This is a genomic window from Marinicauda algicola (assembly GCF_017161425.1).
Lineage (GTDB): Bacteria > Pseudomonadota > Alphaproteobacteria > Caulobacterales > Maricaulaceae > Marinicauda > Marinicauda algicola.
On the sequence record NZ_CP071057.1, the window covers coordinates 186344 to 209624 of the forward strand.

Annotated in this window: 22 protein-coding genes and 1 other RNA gene; 19 read left to right on the plus strand and 4 right to left on the minus strand. The window is 69.0% G+C overall.

What is annotated here, in order from left to right:
* Positions 1-131 precede the first annotated feature (131 nt).
* On the minus strand, positions 132-893 hold the full coding sequence (gene fliP / locus JW792_RS00995; protein WP_135994506.1) for a flagellar type III secretion system pore protein FliP: 762 nt from the start codon (positions 891-893) through the stop codon (positions 132-134).
* Positions 890-1201 (minus strand): flagellar biosynthetic protein FliO, encoded by a 312-nt coding sequence (locus tag JW792_RS01000; RefSeq protein ID WP_135995243.1) that lies wholly within the window; start codon positions 1199-1201, stop codon positions 890-892. The genes fliP and JW792_RS01000 overlap by 4 nt, the downstream gene beginning before the upstream one ends.
* Positions 1202-1426: 225 nt before the next feature.
* Here JW792_RS01000 and flgB point away from each other — a divergent pair, with 225 nt between their 5' ends.
* From flgB to fliE, 3 genes are read left to right on the plus strand one after another with little or no spacing between them, the layout of a single operon-like run.
* Positions 1427-1864 (plus strand): flagellar basal body rod protein FlgB, encoded by a 438-nt coding sequence (flgB, locus tag JW792_RS01005; protein WP_135994505.1) that lies wholly within the window; start codon positions 1427-1429, stop codon positions 1862-1864.
* A 16-nt stretch (positions 1865-1880) separates the two neighbouring features.
* Positions 1881-2294, plus strand: coding sequence for a flagellar basal body rod protein FlgC (gene flgC, locus JW792_RS01010; RefSeq protein ID WP_135994504.1), 414 nt, complete (start codon positions 1881-1883; stop codon positions 2292-2294).
* Between the two features lie 11 nt (positions 2295-2305).
* The gene (gene fliE / locus JW792_RS01015) at positions 2306-2620 is read left to right on the plus strand and encodes a flagellar hook-basal body complex protein FliE (RefSeq protein ID WP_135994503.1); all 315 of its coding nucleotides are present in this window, start codon (positions 2306-2308) and stop codon (positions 2618-2620) included.
* A 147-nt stretch (positions 2621-2767) separates the two neighbouring features.
* On the opposite strand, the gene JW792_RS01020 is transcribed toward fliE, so the two are convergent.
* The gene (locus JW792_RS01020; RefSeq protein WP_135994502.1) at positions 2768-6355 is read right to left on the minus strand and encodes a hydantoinase B/oxoprolinase family protein; all 3588 of its coding nucleotides are present in this window, start codon (positions 6353-6355) and stop codon (positions 2768-2770) included.
* 59 nt (positions 6356-6414) lie between these two features.
* Here JW792_RS01020 and JW792_RS01025 point away from each other — a divergent pair, with 59 nt between their 5' ends.
* Together JW792_RS01025 and JW792_RS01030 are read left to right on the plus strand one after the other, a co-directional pair.
* Positions 6415-7107: a molecular chaperone DjiA gene (locus JW792_RS01025; protein WP_135994501.1), complete on the plus strand. Its 693-nt coding sequence runs from the start codon at positions 6415-6417 to the stop codon at positions 7105-7107.
* An 84-nt stretch (positions 7108-7191) separates the two neighbouring features.
* Positions 7192-7470 (plus strand): hypothetical protein, encoded by a 279-nt coding sequence (locus JW792_RS01030; protein WP_135994500.1) that lies wholly within the window; start codon positions 7192-7194, stop codon positions 7468-7470.
* A gap of 100 nt (positions 7471-7570) precedes the next feature.
* Here JW792_RS01030 and JW792_RS01035 read toward each other — a convergent pair whose 3' ends face one another.
* Positions 7571-8419 (minus strand): DUF305 domain-containing protein, encoded by an 849-nt coding sequence (locus JW792_RS01035; protein WP_135994499.1) that lies wholly within the window; start codon positions 8417-8419, stop codon positions 7571-7573.
* A 248-nt stretch (positions 8420-8667) separates the two neighbouring features.
* Here JW792_RS01035 and JW792_RS01040 point away from each other — a divergent pair, with 248 nt between their 5' ends.
* The 14 genes from JW792_RS01040 (at position 8668) to murG (ending at position 23281) form a co-directional block, all read left to right on the plus strand.
* Positions 8668-9306 carry a dioxygenase family protein gene (locus JW792_RS01040; protein ID WP_135994498.1) on the plus strand — a complete coding sequence of 213 codons (639 nt, stop codon included), beginning with the start codon at positions 8668-8670 and terminating at the stop codon, positions 9304-9306.
* Between the two features lie 435 nt (positions 9307-9741).
* On the plus strand, positions 9742-10653 hold the full coding sequence (locus tag JW792_RS01045) for a DMT family transporter (protein WP_135994497.1): 912 nt from the start codon (positions 9742-9744) through the stop codon (positions 10651-10653).
* Entirely contained in the window at positions 10650-11375 is a 726-nt protein-coding gene (locus JW792_RS01050) for a peptidoglycan recognition protein family protein (protein ID WP_135994496.1), read from the plus strand. Before JW792_RS01045 ends, JW792_RS01050 begins: the two co-directional genes overlap by 4 nt.
* A 41-nt stretch (positions 11376-11416) precedes the next feature.
* Positions 11417-11820, plus strand: an RNA gene (gene rnpB / locus JW792_RS01055) — RNase P RNA component class A.
* A gap of 219 nt (positions 11821-12039) precedes the next feature.
* Positions 12040-12504: a division/cell wall cluster transcriptional repressor MraZ gene (locus JW792_RS01060; protein ID WP_135994495.1), complete on the plus strand. Its 465-nt coding sequence runs from the start codon at positions 12040-12042 to the stop codon at positions 12502-12504.
* Complete coding sequence (rsmH, locus tag JW792_RS01065) at positions 12504-13499, plus strand: 16S rRNA (cytosine(1402)-N(4))-methyltransferase RsmH (protein ID WP_135994494.1); 996 nt, start codon at positions 12504-12506, stop codon at positions 13497-13499. The genes JW792_RS01060 and rsmH overlap by 1 nt, the downstream gene beginning before the upstream one ends.
* Complete coding sequence (ftsL, locus tag JW792_RS01070) at positions 13496-13849, plus strand: cell division protein FtsL (RefSeq protein ID WP_135994493.1); 354 nt, start codon at positions 13496-13498, stop codon at positions 13847-13849. Before rsmH ends, ftsL begins: the two co-directional genes overlap by 4 nt.
* On the plus strand, positions 13849-15684 hold the full coding sequence (locus tag JW792_RS01075) for a peptidoglycan D,D-transpeptidase FtsI family protein (protein ID WP_135994492.1): 1836 nt from the start codon (positions 13849-13851) through the stop codon (positions 15682-15684). Before ftsL ends, JW792_RS01075 begins: the two co-directional genes overlap by 1 nt.
* The gene (locus JW792_RS01080) at positions 15681-17144 is read left to right on the plus strand and encodes a UDP-N-acetylmuramoyl-L-alanyl-D-glutamate--2,6-diaminopimelate ligase (RefSeq protein WP_135994491.1); all 1464 of its coding nucleotides are present in this window, start codon (positions 15681-15683) and stop codon (positions 17142-17144) included. Before JW792_RS01075 ends, JW792_RS01080 begins: the two co-directional genes overlap by 4 nt.
* Positions 17141-18550 (plus strand): UDP-N-acetylmuramoyl-tripeptide--D-alanyl-D-alanine ligase, encoded by a 1410-nt coding sequence (locus JW792_RS01085; protein ID WP_135994490.1) that lies wholly within the window; start codon positions 17141-17143, stop codon positions 18548-18550. Before JW792_RS01080 ends, JW792_RS01085 begins: the two co-directional genes overlap by 4 nt.
* A 9-nt stretch (positions 18551-18559) precedes the next feature.
* Positions 18560-19660, plus strand: coding sequence for a phospho-N-acetylmuramoyl-pentapeptide-transferase (mraY, locus tag JW792_RS01090; protein WP_135994489.1), 1101 nt, complete (start codon positions 18560-18562; stop codon positions 19658-19660).
* A gap of 4 nt (positions 19661-19664) precedes the next feature.
* The gene (gene murD, locus JW792_RS01095; RefSeq protein ID WP_135994488.1) at positions 19665-21074 is read left to right on the plus strand and encodes a UDP-N-acetylmuramoyl-L-alanine--D-glutamate ligase; all 1410 of its coding nucleotides are present in this window, start codon (positions 19665-19667) and stop codon (positions 21072-21074) included.
* A complete protein-coding gene (locus JW792_RS01100; protein WP_135994487.1) occupies positions 21071-22189 on the plus strand; it encodes an FtsW/RodA/SpoVE family cell cycle protein in 1119 nt (372 codons plus the stop codon). Before murD ends, JW792_RS01100 begins: the two co-directional genes overlap by 4 nt.
* A 3-nt stretch (positions 22190-22192) precedes the next feature.
* Positions 22193-23281: an undecaprenyldiphospho-muramoylpentapeptide beta-N-acetylglucosaminyltransferase gene (murG, locus tag JW792_RS01105; RefSeq protein ID WP_241095019.1), complete on the plus strand. Its 1089-nt coding sequence runs from the start codon at positions 22193-22195 to the stop codon at positions 23279-23281.

Below are 23281 nucleotides of genomic sequence, written 5' to 3' on the forward strand. Positions count from 1 at the left end.
TCCGATCTGCGCGGGTCCTGCGAAGCGGGGCTCCGGAGCCGTTTCGGCGTCCGTCGTCCGTGTCCCCGTCGCCGGAGATCAGGTTCCGGGCGGGCGCGCAGCGCCGAACGTTCCGGAAAGCCGCGAACCGATCATCCGCCCGGTACCCCGGTCTGGAAACTTTGCACCAGCGATCCGGTCACCAGGCGCCAGCCGTCCACCAGGACGAAGAAGATCAGCTTGAACGGCAGGGAGATCACGATGGGGGGCAGCATCATCATGCCCATGGACATGAGGATGGAGGCCACGACGAGATCGATGATCAGGAAGGGGATGAACAAGAGGAAGCCGATCTCGAAGGCGCGGCGCAGCTCGGAGATCATGAAGGCCGGCGCGACGACGTGCAGCGGCGTCGCCTCCGGGCTCTCCGGCTCGACCTGCGCGATGCCGAAGAACAGCTCGAGATCGTCCTCGCGGGTGTGGGCGAGCATGAACATCTTCACCGGCTGGGTGGTCTCGGTGAAGGCCTCCTCGGTGGTGATCTCCCCGTTCAGCAGCGGCTCGATGCCCTGACTGTAGGACTGGGTGAAGACCGGGGCCATGATGAAGGCGGTCAGGAACAGGGCGAGCGAGATCAGCACCGCGTTGGGCGGGCTCTGCTGCAGGCCGATCGCGGTGCGCAGCAGCGAGAGCACGACGACGATGCGGATGAAGCTCGTCGTCATGATGAGGATGGACGGGGCGAGCGAGAGGACGGTGATCAGCGCGATCAGCTGCAGCACGCGCTCGGTCAGCGTGCCCGGCTCGCCGAAATCGATCGACACCTCCTGCGCGCCCGCCGGCGCGCCGAGCGCGAACAGGGCCGCGGCCGCGAGGCCTGACAGGGCGAGGGGAAGCGCGCGGCGCCACGTCATTGCGGTTCGCTCTCCCCGCCCGGCATTTCCGGGGTAAACTTCTCCCTGGCCGGCTGGCGGCCGAGAACCGTCTCGCGCTCGGCGCCGAGCAGGAGCACGTGCTCGGTCCCGTCGACCTCGACGATCACCATCCGCCGGCGCGGATCGACCATCAGCGTCTCCACGACGCGCATGCGCCGCTCGCTCCCCTGGCCGGGAAAGCCGGGTATCAGGCCCTGCGCATAGCCGCGGCGCAGGATGAAGGCGAAACCCGCGAGGAGGCCCAGCACGAGGACGAGGCCGGCGAGGTAGCGGGCGAAGTCGAGCATGTCCACGCGAGCGTTCCGCCTTTGCGTTAACGAATGGCCGGACCATCGGCCGGGAGCGTTAACGAAATGCTTATCGAGAGTCGCGCGCGGCGTTAAGCAAGGCCGGCTCCCGGACGCGGTCGCCCTGCCGGGGCAGGCGATGCGGCGCCGGGTAATCTCCATTAAGTCCCGATTAACGCGAAGCAGCGAGGGTTAATGGTCAGATAGCGTCCCGAGAGTGGCACAATGCGCGCCGACGACATCAACGTACTCGCCGTCCTGAAGCAGGCGCTCGGCTATCATTCCGACCGCCAGCGCGTGATCGCGGAGAACGTCGCCAACGCCAACACGCCGGGCTATGTCCCGCGCGACGTGTCGCGTTCCGACTTCGAGCGCGCGGTGGAGGAGGCCCGGGGCGGCCAGAGCCGCTCGCGCCTGTCGGTCACGCCCGTCGCGATGCGTGCGCCCCACGCGGCGCACATCGAGGGCACGCCGGCCGCGAGCGCGCGCCAGTTCCGCACCGAGAGCGCGCCCGACAGCGAGACCACGATCAACGGCAATGCCGTCGTGCTGGAGGAGCAGATGGTGCGCGCCAACGAGAACCGCATGCGCTTCGAGACGGCGCTGGGGCTCTACAACAAGTCGCTCTCGCTGCTGCGCATGGCCGTGCGTCCGCCGCAATAGGGTGAAGGAGGTCTAGATGGACAAGACGACAGAGACCATGCAGGTCGCCGCCGCCGGGCTTCGCGCCCAGGCCGCGCGCATGCGCATCATCGCGGAGAACCTCGCCAACGCGCAGTCCACCGGCCGCACGCCGGAGGAGGATCCCTATCGCCGCCAGGTTCCCGTGTTCGAGGCCGAGCTCGACCGGATGACGGGCCTGGAGCTGGTGCGCATGACCGACGCCGCCGCCGACAATTCCGAATTCCGCCTCGTCCACGAGCCCGGCCACCCGGCCGCCAATGCGGAAGGCTATGTGCGCTATCCCAACGTCTCCAGCCTCGTCGAGCTGATGGACATGCGCGAGGCCCAGCGCTCCTACGAGGCCAACATGAACATGGTCGAGAACACGCGGCGGATGATGGAACGCACGCTCGACCTCCTGCGCCGCTAGGAGGCTAGAGGATGGATCTCGCCGCCCTTCGCGCCTACGCCGCCGCCGCGCAGAACGTCGCCGGCTCGGTCTCCACCGGCCCGGCCCAGGAGCCGCAGGCCGCAGCGGGCCCCGATTTCGGCAGCCTCGTCATGGACGCGGTCGGCCAGACCGAGGCGTCCATCTCGACCGCCGAGAACCTCACCGCCCAGGCCGCGACCGGCCAGGCCGAGCTCGTCGATGTCGTCACCGCCGTCGCCGCCGCCGAGGTGCAGCTGGAAACCGTGATCGCCGTGCGCGACCAGGTCATCAAGGCCTATCAGGAAATCCTGCGGATGCCGATCTAGGCAAGCGCTTTCAGCTGTCTGGGTGTCATCCCGGGCGCGCGAAGCGCGACCCGGGATTTCGCGTCGTTTCAAGGTGATAGCCAATCGGCACTGAGGGCGCGATCCCGGCTCGGCCTGCGGCTGGCCGGGATGACCGTGTCGAAGGGGTCATCCCTTCCCATACCCCCCGCCGCCCGGCGTCTCGATCTCGATGACATCGCCGGGGCCGACCTCGATGCGGAACAGGGCCGGCAGGGTCTCCTGCGACCCGTCCCTGCGGATGACCCGCGCCGTGCCCGGCACGCCGTCGCCGCCGCCCTTCAGGCCCGGAGGGGCCTGCTTGCGGCGCCCCGACAGCAAGGCCGCCTCCATGGGTTCGAGGAATTCCACGCGGCGCACCGAGCCATCACCGCCGCGGAACTTGCCGGTCCCGCCCGAGCCGTCGCGGATGCTGTGGGCGCGGATGCGGACCGGGTAGCGCCGCTCCATCACCTCCGGGTCGGTCAGGCGCGAATTGGTCATGTGGGTATGCACCGCGCTCGCGCCGGCAAAGCCCGTCCCGTCCTCGAACTCGCCCGCCCCGGCGCCGCCGCAGATCGTCTCGTAGTACTGGTGGCGGGCATTGCCGAAGGTGAAGTTGTTCATCGTGCCTTGGGCCGCGGCCATGCGCCCGGTCGCCAGGAAGAGCGCGTCGACGACGAGCTGGCTGGTCTCCACATTGCCCGCGACCACCGCGGCGGGCGGCTTGGGATCGAGCATCGAGCCGTCCGGGATGATCAGCTCGATCGGTTTCAGGCAGCCCTCGTTCAGGGGGATCTCGTCGTCGACCAAGCAGCGCAGCACGTAGAGCACGGCGGCCCGGGTAACGGCGCTCGGCGCATTGAAATTGGTGTCGAGCTGACCGCTCGTGCCCGAAAAGTCGATCTTCGCCGTGCCGGCTTCGCGGTTCACGGTGATGGCGACCTTGATGACGGCGCCGTCCTCGAGGCGCACCTCGGCGGAGCCGTCCCGGAGCGCGCCGATGACCCGGCGCACGGCGCGCTCGGCATTGTCCTGGACATGGCCCATATAGGCGCCGACGACGTCGCGCCCGTGCTCCTCGATCAGGCGGTGCAATTCCTCCGCGCCCTTGGCGCAGGCGGCGAGCTGGGCCTTGAGGTCGGCGAGGTTCTGGTCCGGATTGCGCGCCGGATAGGGTCCTGCCTCCAGCGGTTCGCGGGCGGCGCGGGCGTCGAACCTTCCGCCCGCAAGAATCTTCACCGCGTCGAAGACCGCGCCCTCCTCCTCGATGCGTCTGGAGAAGGGCGGCATCGAACCCGGCGCGATGCCGCCGATATCGGCATGGTGGCCGCGCGCCGCGACGAAGAAGAGGCGCTTGCCGTCGCCATCGCACACCGGCGCGATCACGGTGACGTCGGGCAGGTGGGTGCCCCCGTTGTAGGGGGCGTTGAGCGCCACCGCCTCGCCGGGGCCGAGATCGGGATGGGCCAGAATCGCCGCCCGCACGCTCGCGCTCATCGACCCCAGATGGACCGGCATGTGCGGCGCGTTGGCGACGAGCCCGCCTTGCGGGTCGAACACCGCGCAGGAGAAGTCGAGCCGCTCCTTGATGTTGACCGAATGGGCGGTGCGTTCGAGCACCACGCCCATCTGTTCGGCGATCGACATGAAACGCCGGTTGAACAGGGCGAGCGTGACGGGGTCGAGTTCGGTGCTCGCGCCCTCGGCCTCGCCTGTGCCCGCTCCGGTGAGGACCAGCATGCCGCCCGCCTGGCGCCTCGCGCTCCAGCCCGGATCGAGCACGATGGTCTGGTTGGCGTCCATGACGAGGGCCGGGCCGGCGAGTTCCGCGCCCGCGCCGAGATCGGAGAGCCGGAATACCGGGGCCTCGAGCCACTCGCCCGCCCGGTAGAGCCTTGCCGTCCCGGCCGCCTCGGGCCGGCCCTGCCGGGGGGAAACTTCCGGCTCGGAAAGCTCCGCGCCCTCGGGGTCGGCCTCGGCCTCCACGGCCACCGAATCGATGACGAGGGCCGCGTCTTCGGCGGCGAAGCCGAACAGGCGCCTGTGGGCGGCGGAGAAGGCCGCGCGCATCTCCTCCTCGCTGCCCCAGTCCACGGCGAGCGGGGTGTCGGAACCCTTCGCGCGCAGGCGCGCCTCCCTGGAGATTCGCACCGTCCCGGCCTGCTTGTCCTCCAGCGCCGAGCGGGCCGCGACCTCGAGTTCGCCGAGGGTGGTTTTGGCTGTCTCCAGCGCGTGCTCGTCCATGGCGATGTCGAGCCCTGCCTCGCGTGTCTCCCTCAGTTTCGCGAGCCCGATCCCGTAGGCCGACAGCAGCCCCGCCTGGGGATGGATCAGCGCGGTCCTCATGCCCAGCGCCTCGGCGACCTTGCAGGCGTGCTGGCCGCCCGCCCCGCCGAAGGCGTTGAGCGCGTATTTCCTGGGATCGACGCCCTGCGCGATGGAGATCTGCTTGATCGCCTCGGCCATGTGCTCGACGGCCACGGCGAGGAAGCCCTCCGCCGCCGCCTCGGCGCTGTCCGCGCCCATCGCGTCGGCGAGATCCTGCAGGGCCTTCCGCGATGCCTCGACGTCGAGCGGGGCGTCGTTGTCCGGCCCGAACACCTTCGGGAACCAGTCCGGCTGGATGCGCCCGAGCACCACGTTGGCGTCGGTGACCGCCGCAGGCCCGCCCCGGCCGTAGCAGGCCGGACCCGGATCGGCGCCCGCGCTCCTCGGTCCCACGCGCACGCGCTCGCCGTCGAACGCCAGGATCGATCCGCCCCCGGCCGCCACGGTGTGCACCGAGAGCATCGGCGCGCGCAGGAGACGCCCGCCGAGCCTGGCCTCCCCGGCCCGGGCATAGGCCCTGCCGTCGAAGCGCGAGACGTCGGTCGAGGTGCCACCCATGTCGAAGCCGATAACCTTGTCGTAGCCGGCCTCGCGCGCGGTCATCGCCATGCCGACCACGCCGCCGGCCGGGCCGGAGAGCACCGCGTTCCGGGCATGGAAATCGTCCGCGTCGGCAAGCCCGCCGGAGGACTGCATGAAATAGAGCGGGGTGTCCGGTCCGAGCCCGCTCCTCACGCGGTTCACGTAGCGGCGCAGGACCGGGGTCAGATAGGCGTCGATCACGGCCGTGGAGGCGCGCGGGACGAGCTTGATCAGCGGGCTCGCATCGGCCGAGCAGATGACGTGCGCGAAGCCGGCCTCGCTCGCCAGTCGCTCGATCTCGCGCTCGTGAGCGTCGTTGCGGTAGGCGTGCAGAAGCGCGATCGCCACGGCCTCGAATCCCTCGCGCCTCGCGTTTTCGAGCGCGCCCTTCGCGGCGGCAAGATCGAGCGGCTCGATCTCGCGGCCCTCGCCGTCGAGCCGGCCGGCGATGCCCGCCGTGCGCGCGGCGAGCGGGGCGGGCTTGTCGATCCTCAGGGCGAAGATGTCGGCGCGTGTCTGGTCGCCGATGTGCAGGATGTCCTCGAAGCCCTGGCTCACCAGGAACAGCGTCTTCGCGCCGTCGAGCTCCAGCAGGGCGTTGGTCGCGACCGTGGTGCCCATCTTCACCGCGGCGAGCGCGCGGGGCGGAATCGGCTCATCCTCGGCCAGCGACAATATGCGGCGCACGCCTTCTGTCGCCGCGTCTTCATAAGCGGGGCTCTCGGAGAGTAGCTTGAGCGCCGCGATGCGTCCGCCCGGGGTGCGCCCGATAACATCGGTGAAGGTGCCGCCCCGGTCGATCCAGATTTCGTACGCTTCGCTCATGGGGAGGCTCCGTTATTCTGCGGGCGCGAGACGAGAAGAAGGCCTTGAGATAGCCGCTGATGAACTTCTGGCGCAAACTTGCCGAACGCATCATGGGTCCGCGCGACCCGTTCGAGTGTCCCGAGGAGGACTGCCCGCCGGGCCACCCGGTGGACGATGCCGAGTTCGCGATGGCCTTGATCGGACTCGGCGCGAAGATGGCCAAGGCCGACGGCGCGGTGACGAATTCGGAGGTTCGCGCTTTCGCCCACGTCTTCCGCGCCCCGTCCGGCTTCGAGGCGCAGCTGCAGCGCGCCTTCGATCTCGCCAAGCAGACCACGCTCGGCTTCGAGGGCTATGCAAGACGCCTCGCCAAGCGATTCCGCGCCAACCCGGCGGTGCTCGAAGACGTGCTCGACGCGCTCTTCTTCATCGCACAGGCCGACGGGCGGGTGACGCCGGACGAGGAAGACTATCTCGCCAGGGTCGGCGATCTCTTCGGCTTTTCCGAACGCGAGTTCGCCCGGATCAGGCGGTCCCATCTCGGGATGGAGGCCGACGATCCCTACACCGTGCTCGGCATCGACCCGGACATCTCCGACGCCGATCTCAAGCGCGCCTACCGGCGCATCGCCTCGCAGAACCATCCCGACCGGCTGATCGCGCGCGGCGCGCCGCCGAACCTTCAGCGGATCGCCGACGCCAAGATGGCGGCGATCAATGCGGCCTATGCTGCGGTACTGAGGCAACGCGGCCTGAAAACCGGAACCTGATTCCGCCCGGCGCCATTGACCCGACACAATCCATCCCCAACTCTAGAAGCCGGGTGGGCGCTGAGTATGACGAGGAAGAGATCCATGGGCGCACAGCAGACGATGACCGGCTTCAATTTCGTGGGTGTCGCGCGCGCCGTCCTCGCCGCGCTCATCGCCGCGGCCTTCATCGGCCTCGTGGTGCTGCTCGCCGCCGTGCTGACCGCCACCGCCCTCGTCATCGCCGGCCTCGGCGCGCTCGGTGCGGGCGCCTACTGGCTCTACCGCAAGGTCACGGGCCGCCGGCGCGAGGACGGCCCGGTCGTCCTCATCGCCAGACGCGGTCCGCGCGGCTGGACCGTGGACGGCACCGGCGAGGGGTAGACTTCCAGACTGATCCTCCGAGGAGTGCGTCGGACCCGATCCAATCCGGGCCCGAGAGGACAGGCGCGCCGGGGACGGCCTCCGAGAGAGCGCCGCCTCTTCACCCGCACGCCATGAAGCCGTGATAGCCCACGTGCAGGCCCCGCTCGAGGCGGAATTCGAGCGAGGCATTGGCCCGTCCGCCCTCGATCTCCTCGACCGACATCGCCATGCCGGATGCGCCGAAGGCCGCCCGCCCGGCCGCGCTCGTGCCCTCGGATTCAAGCGGGATGATCACGCCGTTGAGCTTGGTAACCGCCTGCGTGCCGTCCGGTGTCCACCACAGGATCGGATCGGCCGAGCGCGTCCGGCGGAAGTTGCACAGATCAGCGCCTTCGACGACCTCGCCCGCCTCCTCGCGCGTCAGCGGCGAGGGATCGAGTGCGGCGATGCTGACCCGGCTCAGCGCCTGATCGAGCGTGCCGACTTCCGCGGGCGGATCGCGGTAGATTTCCCGCACCATGTTGCCCGAGGCGATATCCGCGATCAGATAGCGCATCTCGGCGATCTCCTTGTTCTGCGCGTCGATGATCTCGCGGGCGAGCTTGGCCGCGCGCGCATCCTCGATATTGGCACGTTCCGAGGTCAGTACCGCGATGGAGTGGTGCGGGATCATGGCGCGCATATAGCTCGGGCCGCCGACCGTGACCTGGCTGCGCACGAGCCAGAGCGAGAGCGCAAACACCACCACCCCGGCCGCGATGATGGCTGCGTTGATCTTCCCGTTCGGGTACATGGAGAACATGTAGCCCATCATGATCACGGCCATGGAGGCTCCCATCAGGATCGCCATGTAAGTGCGCGTCTCGGAGAAGAAGACGTGCTCGATCGCATAGGTGTTGAGATACATCAGCACGAACATGACGATCGTGGAGGTGAGGATCATCAGGGCGAAGCGCCGATAGGTCATGGGAAGTCTCCTGCCCGCTGAACGCCAGGGGCGCACGGCCCCCTCGGCAGGCTAACGGGAGGCCGGGACGAGGGTTCCGGGAAGCCTTGGCGTGGCGAGGGCGACGGGGAGAGCGGCGCGGCACGAGGCCTGGTGCGCGCAGATTTGTTTTGCCGCTAGCCGGGAAGGGGAGTTATCTGCTTCATGCCCAGAAGCCTGGCCGATCGATCTCGGGTGCATGCGGGGCAAGAAACGGGGAGGTGACAGCCATGGGCAGGACCAATCTTTCGCGGCGCGGGTTCATGGTCGCGGGGGCGACCGCCGGTGCCGGCGTGCTGGGCGGAGCGGCGCAGGGCAATCCTGTGGCCACGCCGGCGCAGACCGAGGGGCCCTTCTATCCGACAGTCGAGCAGAGCGACAAGGATGCCGACCTGACGCGGGTCGCAGGGCGCGATACGGTAGCCGCAGGCGAGATTATCGAGGTCGAGGGCCGCGTCCTGAGTGCACAGGGTGAGCCGATCGCGGGGGCGGTGGTCGATATCTGGCAGGCCAACTCAGCCGGGCGTTACGCCCATGAGGCAGATCCCAACCCCGCACCGCTCGACCCCAACTTCCAGGGATGGGCGATCCTGACGACCGACGCGCAGGGGCGCTACCGCTTCCGCACCGTCAAGCCGGGAGCCTACCCGGTTGATGAAAGCTGGTCGCGTCCGCCGCATGTACATTTCAAGGTGGCGCGCCGGGGCTTCCGTGAAATCACCACGCAGATGTACTTCGAGGGCGAGCCGCTCAACGAGGTCGACCGCGTGCTGAACTCGGTTTCGGAACCTGAACGGTCCGCGCTCGTCGCCCGGCGCGCAGGCGACAGCGGCGTCTATACCTTCGACGTCGTCCTCGTCCCGGTCTGAATGCATTCCTGGCGGACGATCGACGAAACCATCAAGTGGGGACACCCATCAACCGGCATCAGCCGGGGACGAACACCCATTTGCCGCCGCTTGGTATCCGGGCTTCGGCCTGCCGGGTCCTGTCTAACCCCCGTCCTTTCCGCTTTCCCCTAGACTCCCCCGCTTCATCAGCGCCCGGCGCCCACCCGCCGTGCGCGCCCGACCCGGGGGAGGCCCGTCTCTCACATCGCGCCGGTTTCCGCCCGATCCTCTCACGACTCGCCGGCCCGCCTTGGGCAGGGGTCGTGGAACTTCAAGGCGATGGTCAGGATGGCAGGCGTTGCAGGAGCCGAGTTTCCGATTCTTTCAGGCGGGGGGAAGCCGGGTACGGTGCGCATCCCTGCCTTCCATTTTTGCCGCTTGCCGGAGGCGGGCGCGGGCATTAGTCCGGACCTCATGAAGCCGCGCGATTTCCTTCTGCTTTTCGCGATCTGCCTCGTGTGGGGGATCAATTTCGTCGTGGCGAAATGGTCGCTTTCGGGCACCCCGCCCATCGTGCCGGGGTTCGAGGGCGCGCCACCGCTCTTCTTCGCCTTCATGCGGTTCGCGCTGCTCTATGCCTTCCTGGCGCCCTGGCTGCTGCCGCTGCCGCGGAAGATCATGCCGGTCGTGTGGGCCTCGCTGACCATGGGCGCGGCGCAGTTCGCCTTCCTGTTCATCGGGCTGAGATATGCCACGCCCTCGGCGATCGCCATCGTGGTGCAGCTCGCCGTGCCCTTCACCACGATCCTGTCGATCGTGTTCCTGAAGGAGCGGGTGCGCTGGATTCGCGGCGGGGGCATGGCGCTCGCCTTCGCCGGGGCGAGCCTCGTGGTCCTGAAGCCGGCCGAGTTCACCTTCACCGCCGGGCTGCTGTTCGGCGTGGCGGCCGCCTTCATGGCCGCGGCCGGTTCGATCTTCGTGAAGCGCGTGGAGCTCAAGCCCATCCCGCTGCAGGCCTGGATGGGGTTGATCTCCTTTCCCCCGCTGCTGATCGCGAGCCTCGTCTTCGAGCGCGAACAGCTCAGCCAGACGATTGCCGGCGGCTGGGTCTTCCTTCTCGCGCTGCTGTTCACCGTGCTGCTGGTCAATGTCTTCGCGCACGGCAGTTTCTACTGGCTGCTGAAGCGCTACGATGCCTCGCTGGTGGCCCCGCTCACCCTGATGGGCCCGCTCATCGGGGTGATCTCCGGCGTCGTGCTGCTCGGCGACCCGGTGACATGGCAACTCGTGCTCGGCGGCGCGCTCGCGATCGCCGGGGTGGCGACCGTCGCCGCGCGCCGCGCCAAGACCGTCCAGCCCGAAACCGTGCTGCAGAAACCGCGATGAAGATCACCGAGACTCCTTCGCCGAACTTCAACGAGCGCAAGCTGCCGGTTTCCATCCTGGTGCTGCACTATACCGGCATGGAGAGCGGGACCGCGGCGCTCGACCGGCTGCGCGAGCGCGAGGCCGGGGTGAGCGCGCACTACATGGTCGAGGAGGACGGCGAGGTGTTCCGCCTTGTCGCCGAGGACAAGCGCGCCTGGCATGCCGGGGTCAGCGCCTGGCGCGGGATCGAGGACGTCAATTCGGCCTCGGTCGGAATCGAGATCGTCAATGGCGGGCACGAGTTCGGCCTTCCTCCTTTTCCCGAAGCCCAGATCGAGGCGGTGATCGAACTCTGCCGGGACGTGATGGGCCGGCATGGGATCGCGGCGCGCGACGTCGTCGGGCACAGCGACATCGCCCCGGCGCGCAAGGCCGATCCAGGCGAGCGCTTTCCCTGGCGCCACCTGGCGGCGGCCGGGGTCGGGCTGTGGCCGGACCCGGCCGGCAAGGACGTTGCCGAGCTGATGCGCATCGGGGCGATCGGCGATCCGGTCGAGGCGCTGCAGCTCGATCTTCAGGCGATCGGATACGCCCTGACGGTCGACGGCGAGTTCGGGCTCGCGATGGAGGCCGTCGTCAAGGCGTTCCAGCGCCGCTTCCGGCCGGAGGCGATCGACGGCATCGTGGACGGCGAGACGGCCGGGCTCATCGCGCGGGTGAAGGCGCTCGCTGCAGGCTGAGCGCTTGCGCGGGGGTGGTGCGGCGCACTATCTAAGCCCGGTCAGACGGCCGGGCGGCCGCTCCGGTCCAGTGGCGAAAGCCGGGCCGGAGAGGAAAGTCCGGGCTCCACGGAAGGAGGGCGCCGGGAAACCCCCGGCGGGCCGGTTCGCCGGTTCAGGGAAAGCGCCGCAGAAAACAAACCGCCGGACAGTCGGTTCGCCGATTGGCCGGCAAGGGTGAAACGGTGCGGTAAGAGCGCACCGCCCCGACTGCAAGGAAGGGGGCACGGCAAGCCCCGCCCGGAGCAAGACCGAATAGGGATGGACGCGCCGCTCCGGCGGCGCACGCGCCTTCCGAGCGCCATCCGGGTAGGTCGCTAGAGGCGGCGGGCAACCGCCGCCCCAGATGAATGGTCGCCGCGGGCTTCGGCCCGTACAGAACCCGGCTTACAGGCCGTCTGACCTTGCTCTCTCTCGCGATGTGTTAACGGCGCGGGCGAAGTTTTCCACAGATGTTCTCTTCATGTTCTCTTGTGCTGCGGCGCGGCATGGGCCGCCTTTACTTGTCCGCATGCGAGAAAAAGCGCCTCTTTCGGTGCTTTCCAGATTGTTTCCCATGAAATCCCATGGTATCCCATAATTAACCAGCCGAGGGGGCTGAGCGCGATCGGGGCCTGGAAGCGGGATGTTCCTCTACACGACCGAAAACGGGATCGACGCGAAGGGACGGGTATCCGTCCCCGCCTCCTTCCGTGCGGCCGTGGCCTCCGATCCGCTGAACGGCATCTATGTCTGGCGCTCCTTTAACGGACCGTTCCTGGAAGGATGCGGCCAGCGCCTGATGGACGAGTTCGCCGAGGCGCTCGACGAGATGGACCCCTATGACGACCGCCGCGTCGCCATGGAGCGGGTCATCTTCGGCGGCGCCCGGGCGCTCACCTTCGATTCCACCGGGCGCATCTCGCTGCCCAGGGAGTTCGCCGACTATGCCGGCCTCGGTGCCAAGGCGACCTTCGTCGGCCTCGGCAAGCGCTTCGAGATCTGGAGCCCGGAGGCGATCGCCGAGCAGGCCGGCCGCGATCTGGAAACCGCGCGCGAGAACAAGCACGCCCTCAAGCCCAGGCGCCGCGCCGCCGGGGAGGGGGTGTGATGGCCCATCTTCCCGTCATGCTGAGCGAGGTCCTGCACCATCTCGAGCCGCGCGAGGGCGGGCTCTATGTCGACGGCACGTTCGGCGCGGGCGGTTATACGCGCGGCATCCTTGGAACCGACGGGACGCGCGTGCTCGGCATCGACCGCGATCCCACCGCCCGGCGCGCCGCCGAGGCGGTGAAGGCGGCCTACCCCAAGCGCTTCGCGTTCGCCGAAGGCCCGTTCTCCCTCATGGAGGAGGTCATCGAGCGCGCGCAGAGCTCGGGCGTGGACGGCGTCGTCCTCGATCTCGGCGTCTCCTCCATGCAGATCGACGAGGCCGAACGCGGCTTCTCCTTCCAGAAGGAAGGCCCGCTCGACATGCGCATGTCGCGCTCCGGGCCGAGCGCGGCCGACGCTGTCAACATGCTCGAGCTGGAGGAACTCGCCGCCATCTTCCGCGTCTATGGCGAGGAGAAGAAGGCGCGCCGCGCCGCGCAGTTCATCGTGCGCGAGCGCGAGGCCGAGCCGATCACCACGACGCTGCGCCTGGCCGACATCGTCAGCCGGGCCGTCGGCGGCAAGCCAGGGCGCATCCACCCGGCCACGCGCGTTTTCCAGGCGCTGCGCATTTTCGTCAACAACGAACTCGGCGAGCTGCTCGCCGGGCTCGACGCGGCCGAGCGCGTCCTCAAGCCCGCCGGCCGGCTCGTTATTGTTACCTTCCATTCACTGGAAGACCGCATCGTCAAATCCTTCCTGCGCGAACGTGCAGGGCTGCTCGGCCGGGGCTCGCGCCACGAGCCGGAGACCCTGCCCGAGCACGCGCCGAGCTTCTCGCTGCTCACCAAGAAGGCCGTCGAGGCGGGCGAGGCGGAGGTCGCGGACAATCCGCGCGCCCGCTCCGCCAAGCTCAGGGCCGGGGTGCGCACGAGCGAGCCGGCCTGGCCCGCGCGCGAGCCCAGCGTCGGGGGAGTTCCGCCCTATAGCCGCCTCCTGGAGGTCGCCTCATGATGAAAGCGATCAATCTGCTCGGTCTGACCATCGCCGTGGCCCTGCTCCTGGCGCTCTACATCGCCAAGACCGAGGCGGGAAAGGCGCAGGACCGGCTCGCCAACCTGCAGGCCGAACTCGCCGAGGAGCGCGGCCGGATCAACACGCTCCAGGTCAATGTCGCCCATCTGGAAGATCCCGAGCAGCTGCGCGCGCTCGCCCGCGCCTATCTCGGCTTCGAGCCGATCCGGCCGAACCAGGAGATCGGTCTCAACGAGCTGCCCAGCGTGACCCCCGAGACCGCCGCGGTGTCCGAAGGTCCCGCGGTGCCGCAGACCGCCTCGGTACGCCGCACCGGAGGCCGTCCCTGATGGTCTTCCCGCTCGCGCGTCTGTTCGGCCGGGTGAAGGTCCGCGAGGACCGGCAGGCACGCACGCCGCCGCCCGTGCTGGAGGCCGCGCCAGCAGATGTGACCCGCCTGCTGCGCCTGGATGACGAGACCGGCGCCGCGCTGACCCTGTCGCGCGGCCGGCTCGGCGTCATCGGTGCGGTGCTCGGGGTGGGCTTCGCCCTGCTCGGCGTGCGCGCCGTCGATCTCGCCCTGACACCGCACACCGAGAGCGGGCCGGGGCGCAGCTATGCCAGTGCGCCCGCTCCGCGCGGCGAGATCACGGACCGCGACGGCGAGGTGCTGGCGACCAATCTCGACTTCCACTCGCTGTGGGCCGATCCGAGCCTCGTCTGGGACGCGCAGGAGACTGCCGAGCAGCTGGCGACCGTGCTGCCCGATCTCGATGTCGAGCGCACGGCGCGCCTTCTGTCCTCGAACCGGCGCTTCGTGTGGATCGCGCGCCAGCTGAGCCCGCGCCAGCGCCAGGCGATCCACCTTCTGGGGCTGCCGGGCCTGGACTTCCGCATCGAACCGGGCCGCATCTATCCCAAGAAGCGCGCCGCGGCCCATCTGGTCGGCTACACCGATACCGATCTCAACGGCGTGTCCGGCGCCGAGCTCGCCTTCGACTCCGAGCTGTCGGCCGGAGACGGCCGGCCGGTCAGCCTGTCCATCGATCTCACGGCCCAGAACGCGATCGAGCGGGTGCTGCGCGCGCGCATGGCCGAGTTCCGGGCCGAAGGCGCGAGCGCGGTGCTGCTCAAGGTCGGGACCGGGGAGATCATCTCCATGGTCTCGCTGCCCGATTTCGATCCCAACCGGCCCGGCGACGAGCCGGCCGAAGCCCGCTTCAACCGGCCGGTCTCCGGCGTCTACGAGCTCGGCTCGGTGATGAAGCCGCTCACCCTCGCCGCAGCGCTCGAAAGCGGGCAGGTGCAGCTCACCGACGTTTTCGACGCGACCGAGCCGCTCGCGGTCGGCGGTTTCCGCATTCACGACTTCCATCCCGAGCGACGGCCTCTGACCGCGCGCGAGGCAATGATCCATTCATCCAATATCGCCACCGCACGCATCGCCGACACGATCGGCTCCGACGTCCTGACCGGCTTCTTCTCCGATCTGCGCCTGTTCGAGCGCGCGCCGGTGGAGCTCGCCGAGAGTGCGCCGCCGCTGATGCCGCAGCGCTGGGGGCGGGTGGAGAACATGACCGCCTCGTACGGGCACGGCTTCAACATCACCCCGCTCACCCTGGCCGCCGCCTATGCGGCGCTCGCCAATGGCGGGGTCTATGTGCCGCCGACCCTGCGTCCCGTCGCGCCGGGCGAGACCATCGCCGGAGAGCCGGTGCTGAGCGCCGCGACCGCCGCGCAGGTGCTCGCGGTGATGCGCCAGGTCGTCACCGAGGGGTCGGGCGGCGGCGCGGATGTCGCAGGACTGGCGGTTGCTGGGAAAACCGGTACGGCGGAGCAGATCGTGGATGGGCGTTATGATACGAGGTCGGTCTACACCTCCTTCATCTCGATCTTTCCGTTCGACGATCCCGAATACGTGCTGCTCGTGACCTTCTACCTGCCTCAACCGACAGAAAACACGCACGGCTTCCGCACCGCGGGCTGGAACGCGGCACCGGCCTCGGGCGAGATCATCGCCCAGCTCGCCTCGATCCTCGGCATCGCCCCGCGTGAGGCGGACCCGCAGGCCCAGGCGAGCGTCGTCGCCCAGATGTTCGCGCCGCGCGTCCAGGTCCGGCGCGGGCCCGAGGAGCCGCTCGACATCGTCGTCGCGCCGGAAGCCGTCGAAGGGCAGGAGCCATGAGCGCGGTGCGTCATCTGCGCGATCTGCTCCCGCCGGGCGTGAGCGTGCGCAAGGACATGCTCGATCTGGCCGTCACCGGCCTCGCGCTCGACAGCCGGCAGGTGAAGCCCGGCGAGATCTTCGCCGCGCTCCCCGGCGTGAGGACGCACGGGCGCGACTTCGTGGCGATGGCCGAGGATCGCGGGGCGGTGGCGATCCTTGGAACGCCGGACATCGCGACGCGAAAGCCGCTGATCGCCGTCGAGGATCCGCGCGAGGCGCTCGCCGCGATGGCGGCGAGGTTCCATCCCCGCCAGCCGCAGACGATCGCGGCGGTGACGGGTACGAACGGCAAGAGCTCGACGGTGGAGTTCCTGCGCCAGATCTGGGCGATGAGCGGGCGCAAGGCCGCCGCGCTGGGCACGCTCGGCGTCACGCGCGAAAGCGGACGCACCGATGTCGGCTACACCACGCCGGATGCGATCCGTCTTCACAAGGCACTCGACGAGATCGCGCGCGAGGGCGTGACCCATCTCGCCATGGAGGCCTCCAGCCACGGTCTGAAGCAGCGTCGGATGGATGCGGTGAAGGTGAGCCTTGCCGGCTTCACCAACCTCACCCAGGACCATCTCGATTATCATCCCGATTTCGAGGACTATTTCGCCTCGAAGCTGCGCCTGTTCGACACGCTCCTGCCGTCCGGCGCGCCGGCCGTGATCGATGTCGACACCGAATGGGGGGTCAAGGTCGCCGACCGCTGCCGCGAGCTTGGCCGCGACGTCACGACGATCGGCTGGGGCGGGCGCGAGCTGCAGATCAAGGAGATCACGCCCCATCCGGCAAGCCAGGACATCCGCCTTGCCTACAAGGGCGAGGAGCATCGCCTGGCCCTGCCGCTGATCGGCGAGTTCCAGACCTCCAATGCGCTGATGGCGGCCGGGCTCGCGATCGAGAGCGGGGTATCGCCGGAGGAGGTCTTCGCGAGCCTGTCGAAACTCATCGGCGTGCCGGGGCGGCTCGAGCTCGCCGCGACGACGCGCGAGGACTGTCCGATCCTGGTGGATTACGCACACACGCCTGACGGGCTGGACAAGCTGCTGCGCGCGGCACGCCCGCACACGCGCGGGCGCATAGTGCTGGTGTTCGGCGCGGGCGGGGACCGCGATCCCTCCAAGCGCGAGAAGATGGGCGCGGTGGCCCAGAAGCTCGCCGATCTTGTGATCGTCACCGACGACAATCCGCGCTCGGAGGATCCTTCGAAGATCCGGGCCTCGATCCTGAAAGCCTGCCCCAAGGCGCGCGAGATCGCCGACCGGTCGCAGGCCATCGGCGAAGCCGTCGCGATGCTGGAGGCGGGCGACACGCTGCTCATCGCCGGCAAGGGCCACGAGACCGGCCAGATCGTCGGCGACAGGGTGATCCCTTTCGATGACCGCGAGGCGGCGAAGAAGGCGCTCAAGCAGCAGGGGAGGGGGCGATGAACCGCCCGCTTTGGACCGCGAAGGATGCCGCGAGGGCGACCGGCGGACGCCTGGAGGGCGGGGAATGGACCGCCACCGGTGTCTCCATCGATTCCCGCACGATCGAGCCCGGCGATCTCTTCGTCGCGCTGTCCGACCAACGCGACGGCCACGAGTTCGCGCAGGCTGCGCTCGATGCCGGCGCGGTGGCTGCCCTGGTTTCGAAGCCCGGCGTGTGCGACGGCCCCAGGCTGGTCGTCCCCGACGTGCTGCAGGCGCTGCGCGATCTTGGCGCGGCGGCGCGCGATCGCTGCGGCGCCGTGCGCGTGGCGGTCACCGGCTCGGTCGGCAAGACCAGCGTGAAGGAGTGGATCGCCGCGGCGTTCCGCGCGGCCGGCCCCGCCCATTGGAGCGTGAAGAGCTACAACAATCACTGGGGCGTGCCGCTGACGCTCGCGCGCATGCCGGCCGGCACCCGGCATGCCGTGTTCGAGATGGGCATGAACCATGCCGGCGAGATCCGCGCCCTGACCGCCCAGGTCCGCCCGCACGTCGCGGTGATCACCAAGATCGCGCCGGCGCACCTGGAAAATCTCGGTTCCATGGAAGCGATCGCCGACGCCAAGTCGGAGATCTTCGAGGGCCTGGAGCCCGACGGCATCGCCGTCATCCCGGCCGACGACGAGTTCCGCGACCGCCTGGCCGGCCACGTGAACGCGAGCAGGGCGGGCTTCCTGCTCGATTTCGGCGCCGCGCCGAAGGCGGCGGTGCGGGTGGTCTCATATACCGACGGGCCTGACGGCGGGACCGGCAGGCTCGACGTGCTCGGGCGCGAGATCGTGATCCGGGTCGGCGCCTCCGGCGCGCACCAGGGTATCAATGCCGCCGCGGTGATGGCGGCCTGTGTCGCGGCCGGCCTGGAACCGGAAATCGTCGCCGAGGTGCTCGCGAGCCAGACGGCCGCGCCGGGTCGCGGCGCGCGCTTCACCCTGTCCCTGCCCGACGGTGGCGAGGCACTGATCGTCGACGACAGCTACAATGCCAATCCCGCTTCCATGACTGCAGCCATTGCCGGGCTCGCCAATCGTCAGCCGGCGCGCGGCGGGCGGCGTATCGCGGTGCTGGGCGAGATGCTCGAGCTCGGGCCCCAGAGCGAGGCGATGCACGCGGCACTCGCCGAGCCCCTGAAGACTGCCGGCGTCGACATCGTGATCGGCGTCGGGCGCGGCATGCAGACGCTGCTCAGCGCCCTGCCAAAGTCCGTCGAAGGCCGGCAGGCGGACAATGCCGGCGAGGGCCTCGAGCGGCTCGGCCAGATTCTGCGCGACGGCGATGTTGTGCTGATCAAGGGATCGAACGCATCGGGTGTCCACAAAATCGTCGCAAGCCTGCATGAGGGTCGCTTTCACGCACCTTCGAACGCCTGAGGATTTTTCATGCTTTACCTGCTTCTCGCGCCCCTGGCGGAACAGTTCCAGATCTTCAACGTCCTCAACTATCTGACCTTCCGCACGGGCCTCGCCTGGATCACGGCGTTCATGGTGGCGCTGATCATCGGGCCGGGCTTCATCCGCTGGCTGAGGAGCAAGGGCTCCCAGCCGATCCGCACCGACGGGCCGGAGAGCCACATCGTCGCCAAGGCCGGCACTCCGACCATGGGTGGCTTCATCATCCTGATCGGCATCCTCGTCGGCACGCTGCTGTGGGGCGATCTCACGAACCAGTATCTCTGGGTGGTGATCTTCGTGACCGCCGGATTCGGCGCGATCGGCTTCATCGACGACTGGCGCAAGGTCACCAGGAAGTCCTCCGAAGGGCTTTCCGGGCGCGGCAAGCTCATCCTGCAATCCATCATCGCGCTCGCCGCGGTGATCTGGATGACGGACCTGCTTTCCGACGCCCCCGGCGTGCCGGACCATTTCGCGACCTCGGTCGCGGTACCCTTCTTCAAGGACCTTCTCATCCCCCTGAGCTACGGCTTCTACCTGTTCGGGCTCCTGGTGATCGTCGGCGCGTCGAACGCGGTCAACGTCACCGACGGGCTCGACGGTCTTGCCATCGTTCCGGTGATGATCGCGGCCGGCTCGTTCGGCTTCATCGCCTATTTCGTCGGCTCCGCGGTCTATGCCGACTATCTGTTCCTGAACTTCACGCCCGGCACGGCCGAGCTTGCGGTGATCTGCGGCGCGATCCTTGGAGCCGGGCTCGGATTTCTCTGGTTCAACGCTCCGCCCGCCATGGTCTTCATGGGCGATACGGGGTCCCTGTCCCTGGGCGGCGCGCTCGGCACGATCGCGGTGGCGGTCAAGCACGAGATCGTGCTGGCCATCATCGGCGGCCTGTTCGTGCTCGAGGCGGTGTCGGTGATGGTGCAGATCGCCAGCTTCAAGCTCACCGGCAAGCGCATCTTCAAGATGGCCCCGATCCACCACCATTTCGAGAAGATGGGCTGGGCCGAGCCGACCATTGTCATCCGCTTCTGGATCATCGCCGTCGTGCTCGCCCTTATCGGACTGTCCACGCTGAAACTGAGGTAGCCGAATGATCCCCGTCACTGCGTTTGCAGGCCGCGCCGTCGCCGTCTTCGGACTGGCGCGCACCGGCATCGCGACGGCGAAGGCACTTGCCGCCGGCGGGGCCAAGGTGCTGGCGTGGGACGATAACGCGGACACGCGCGCGAGTGCGGAAAGGGCCGGCGTGCCGCTGGTCGACCTCAACCGGCGCGACTGGGGAGATATCGCGGCCTTGGTGCTCTCGCCCGGCGTGCCGCTGCATCACCCCAGCCCCCACCGCATGGTCGAGCTTGCCCGCGCGGTCGGCGCGCCGGTGATCGGGGACATGGAGCTGTTCGCGATGGAAGCGAACAAGGTCGACAATGTCCGCGTCGTCGGCATCACCGGCACGAACGGCAAGTCGACGACCACGGCGCTGATCGGCCACATCCTGAAGACCGCCGGGCTCGACGTGCGCGTTGGCGGCAATATCGGCGAGGCCGTGCTCTCGCTCGCCCCGCCGCGGCCCGGCGCGATCTACGTGCTGGAGCTGTCTTCCTATCAGCTCGATCTCGTCGAGCGCCTGCACTGCGACGTCGCGGTCTTCCTCAACATCACGCCGGACCATATCGACCGGCATGGCAGTCTCGAAAACTACGTCGCGGCCAAGCGGCGCATCTTCGCCACCCAGAGCGACGAGGACACCGCCGTCATCGGCGTCGACGACGAGATCACGAAGAAGGTGTTCTCCGAGATGCGCGCCTCCGGGGCGCAACACGTGGTCCCGGTCTCGGCGCGCAAGGTGATCTCGCGCGGTGTGTATGTGCTTGGTGGCACGCTCTACGACGCGCTCGACGGCAAGGCGAAGCCCGGGGCAGACCTCTCCCGTGCGATCGCGCTGCCGGGCCGGCACAACGCGCAGAACGCGGCTGCCGCCTATGCCGCGGTGCGCCGGCTGGGCGTGAGCCCGGAGGATGCCGCGGCCGGCATCGAGAGTTTTCCGGGCCTGCCCCACCGCCAGGAGCGTGTCGGACAGGTCGGTCCGGTCGTCTTCATCAATGATTCCAAGGCCACCAATGCCGATGCCGCCGCCCAGGCCCTCGGCTGCTATGACGACATCTTCTGGATCGCCGGCGGCCAGGCCAAGGAGGGCGGGGTGAAATCGCTCGAGCCATTCTTCCACCGCATCCGGCGCGCCTATCTCATAGGCCAGGATGCCGATCTCATCGCCCGCCAGCTCGCGGGCAAGGTCGACGTCGTCCAGGCAGGCAACCTGCATACCGCGACTGCGCGCGCGGCGAAGGATGCCGTGGAGAGCGGCTCGCACAATCCGGTCGTCCTACTCTCGCCGGCCTGCGCGAGCTTCGACCAGTTCAGGAGTTATGAACACCGCGGGGATAGCTTCCGCATAGCCGTGACCGATCTCATCGCCAAGGCACGCGGAGGAAACGCCGCATGATTGCAGCTCCCAGGTCCCGCTTCCCGGCGCTGTGGCGCGGACTCGACCGTACCCTGATCTTCACGGTGGTGTCCCTCATCGGCATCGGCCTGACCCTGTCGCTTGCCGCCGGACCGGCGGCGGCCGAGCGCCTGTCGATCTCCCAGCCCTTCTATTTCCTGATCCGACATGCGGTCTTCGCGGGCGCGGGGGTGGCGATCCTGCTGTTCACCGCCGCGCTGTCGGTCACCGGCGTGCGCCGGATCGCCGGGCTCGCCCTGGCCGGTTCGCTCATCGTGATGGCGGCGCTTCCGGTGATCGGCCACGAGGTCAACGGCGCGACTCGCTGGATCCGGCTCGGCGGGTTCGGGCTGCAGCCGAGCGAGTTTCTCAAGCCCGCCTTCATCGTCATCTGCGCCTGGCTGTTCGCCGAGGAGAGCCGCGGCGCGCCGGTACCCGGCCGTCTCCTCGCGCTCGGGCTTTACGGCCTCAGCGTCGCGCTTCTCATCCTCCAGCCCGATTTCGGTCAGACCATCCTCCTGTCAGCGATCTTCGGGGCGATGCTGTTCGCCGCGGGACTGCCCTGGCTCTACACGCTGGCGCTCGGGGGAGCGGGGCTCGGCCTGATGACGCTTGCCTATTTCAGCCTCGACCACGTGCAGGCGCGGGTTGCCGCCTTCCTCTCGCCTCAGGCGGACTGGGCCCAGACCGAGCGGGCGCGCCAGGCATTCGCCGAGGGCGGGCTGTTCGGCGTCGGACCGGGCGAGGGCGAGATCAAGCGCCTCCTGCCCGAGGCTCATACCGATTTCGTCTTCTCCGTCGCGGCCGAAGAGTTCGGCCTGCTCGCCTCGCTCGCCATCATCGGGCTCTACGCCATCCTGTTCGCCCAGGCCTGGAGCCGGGCGATGAAGCTCACCGACCATTTCGCCCAGCTTGCCACGGCCGGGCTCGCCCTCCTGTTCGGCTTCCAGGCGCTGATCAATATCGCGGTCAATCTCAACCTCATCCCGCCCAAGGGGATGACCTTGCCCTTCATCTCCTATGGCGGTTCGTCGATGCTGGCGCTCGCCTTCGCGGCCGGACTGATGCTGGCGCTGACCCGTCACCGGCCCGGCGCCTACGAGCGGCGGAGCTAGGCCGTGGCGGGACGGCTCCTGATCGCGGCCGGAGGGACCGGCGGGCACATGTTTCCTGCACGCGCAGCGGCCGAAGCCCTGATCGCGCGCGGCTGGCAGGTCAAGCTCGTCACCGATGCGCGCGGCGCGAAGCATGCGCGCGGCTTTCCCGGCGAGGCGATCAGCGAGATTTCCGCCTCCAGCCCCTTCGTGAAGAACCCGATCAAGCTCGCCGGCGCGCTCGGCAGGCTCGCCAGGGGGCTCGGCCAGACGCGCGCGATCATCAGGCAATTTCGGCCCGACGTCATTGCCGGGTTCGGCGGCTACCCCGCCTTTCCGGCGCTGGCGGCGGCGCGCCTGGCATCCATCCCGTACGTGATCCACGAGCAGAACGCGGTGCTCGGCCGGGTGAACCGGGTCTTCGCCGGCGGCGCCTTCGCTGTGGCCTCCGGCTTCGAACGTCTCGACCGCCTCCCGGGAAAAGCCCGGCACGAGGTGACCGGAAATCCGGTGCGCGCCGCGATCCGCGAGGCGCGTGAAGCCGGCTACGAAGCGCCGGGCGAGACCGGTTCGATCCGCCTGCTGGTCATCGGCGGCAGCCTCGGCGCGCGCATTCTCTCCGACACCTTGCCGGCCGCGATCGCGCGCCTTCCCGGCGCGCTGCGCGCGCGCCTCGACATCGTCCAGCAGGTGCGCGCCGAGAGTCTGGATCAGGTGCGCGCCGCCTATGCGAAGGCCGGGGTGACGGCACAGTGCGAGGCCTTCTTCGAGGACATGGGCCGCCAGTACGCCCGGGCCCACCTGGTCATCGCCCGCGCCGGGGCGTCGAGCGTGGCGGAGATCGCGGCGGTCGGTCGGCCGGCCATCTTCGTGCCGCTCGCCATCGCCATGGACGATCACCAGGCCGCCAATGCCGAGGCGCTCGTGGAAGCGGGCGCAGCCGATTGCCTGCGTGAGGGCGCGTTCACTGCCGAGGCGCTGTCGGCGCGGCTTGAAACCCTGCTCACCGATCGCGAAGCTCTCGCGCTCCGGGCCGGACGTGCCCGCGCGCTCGGCAAGCCGGACGCGCATGCGCGCCTGGCCGACCTCATCGAATCCGCCGCCAGGGACTAG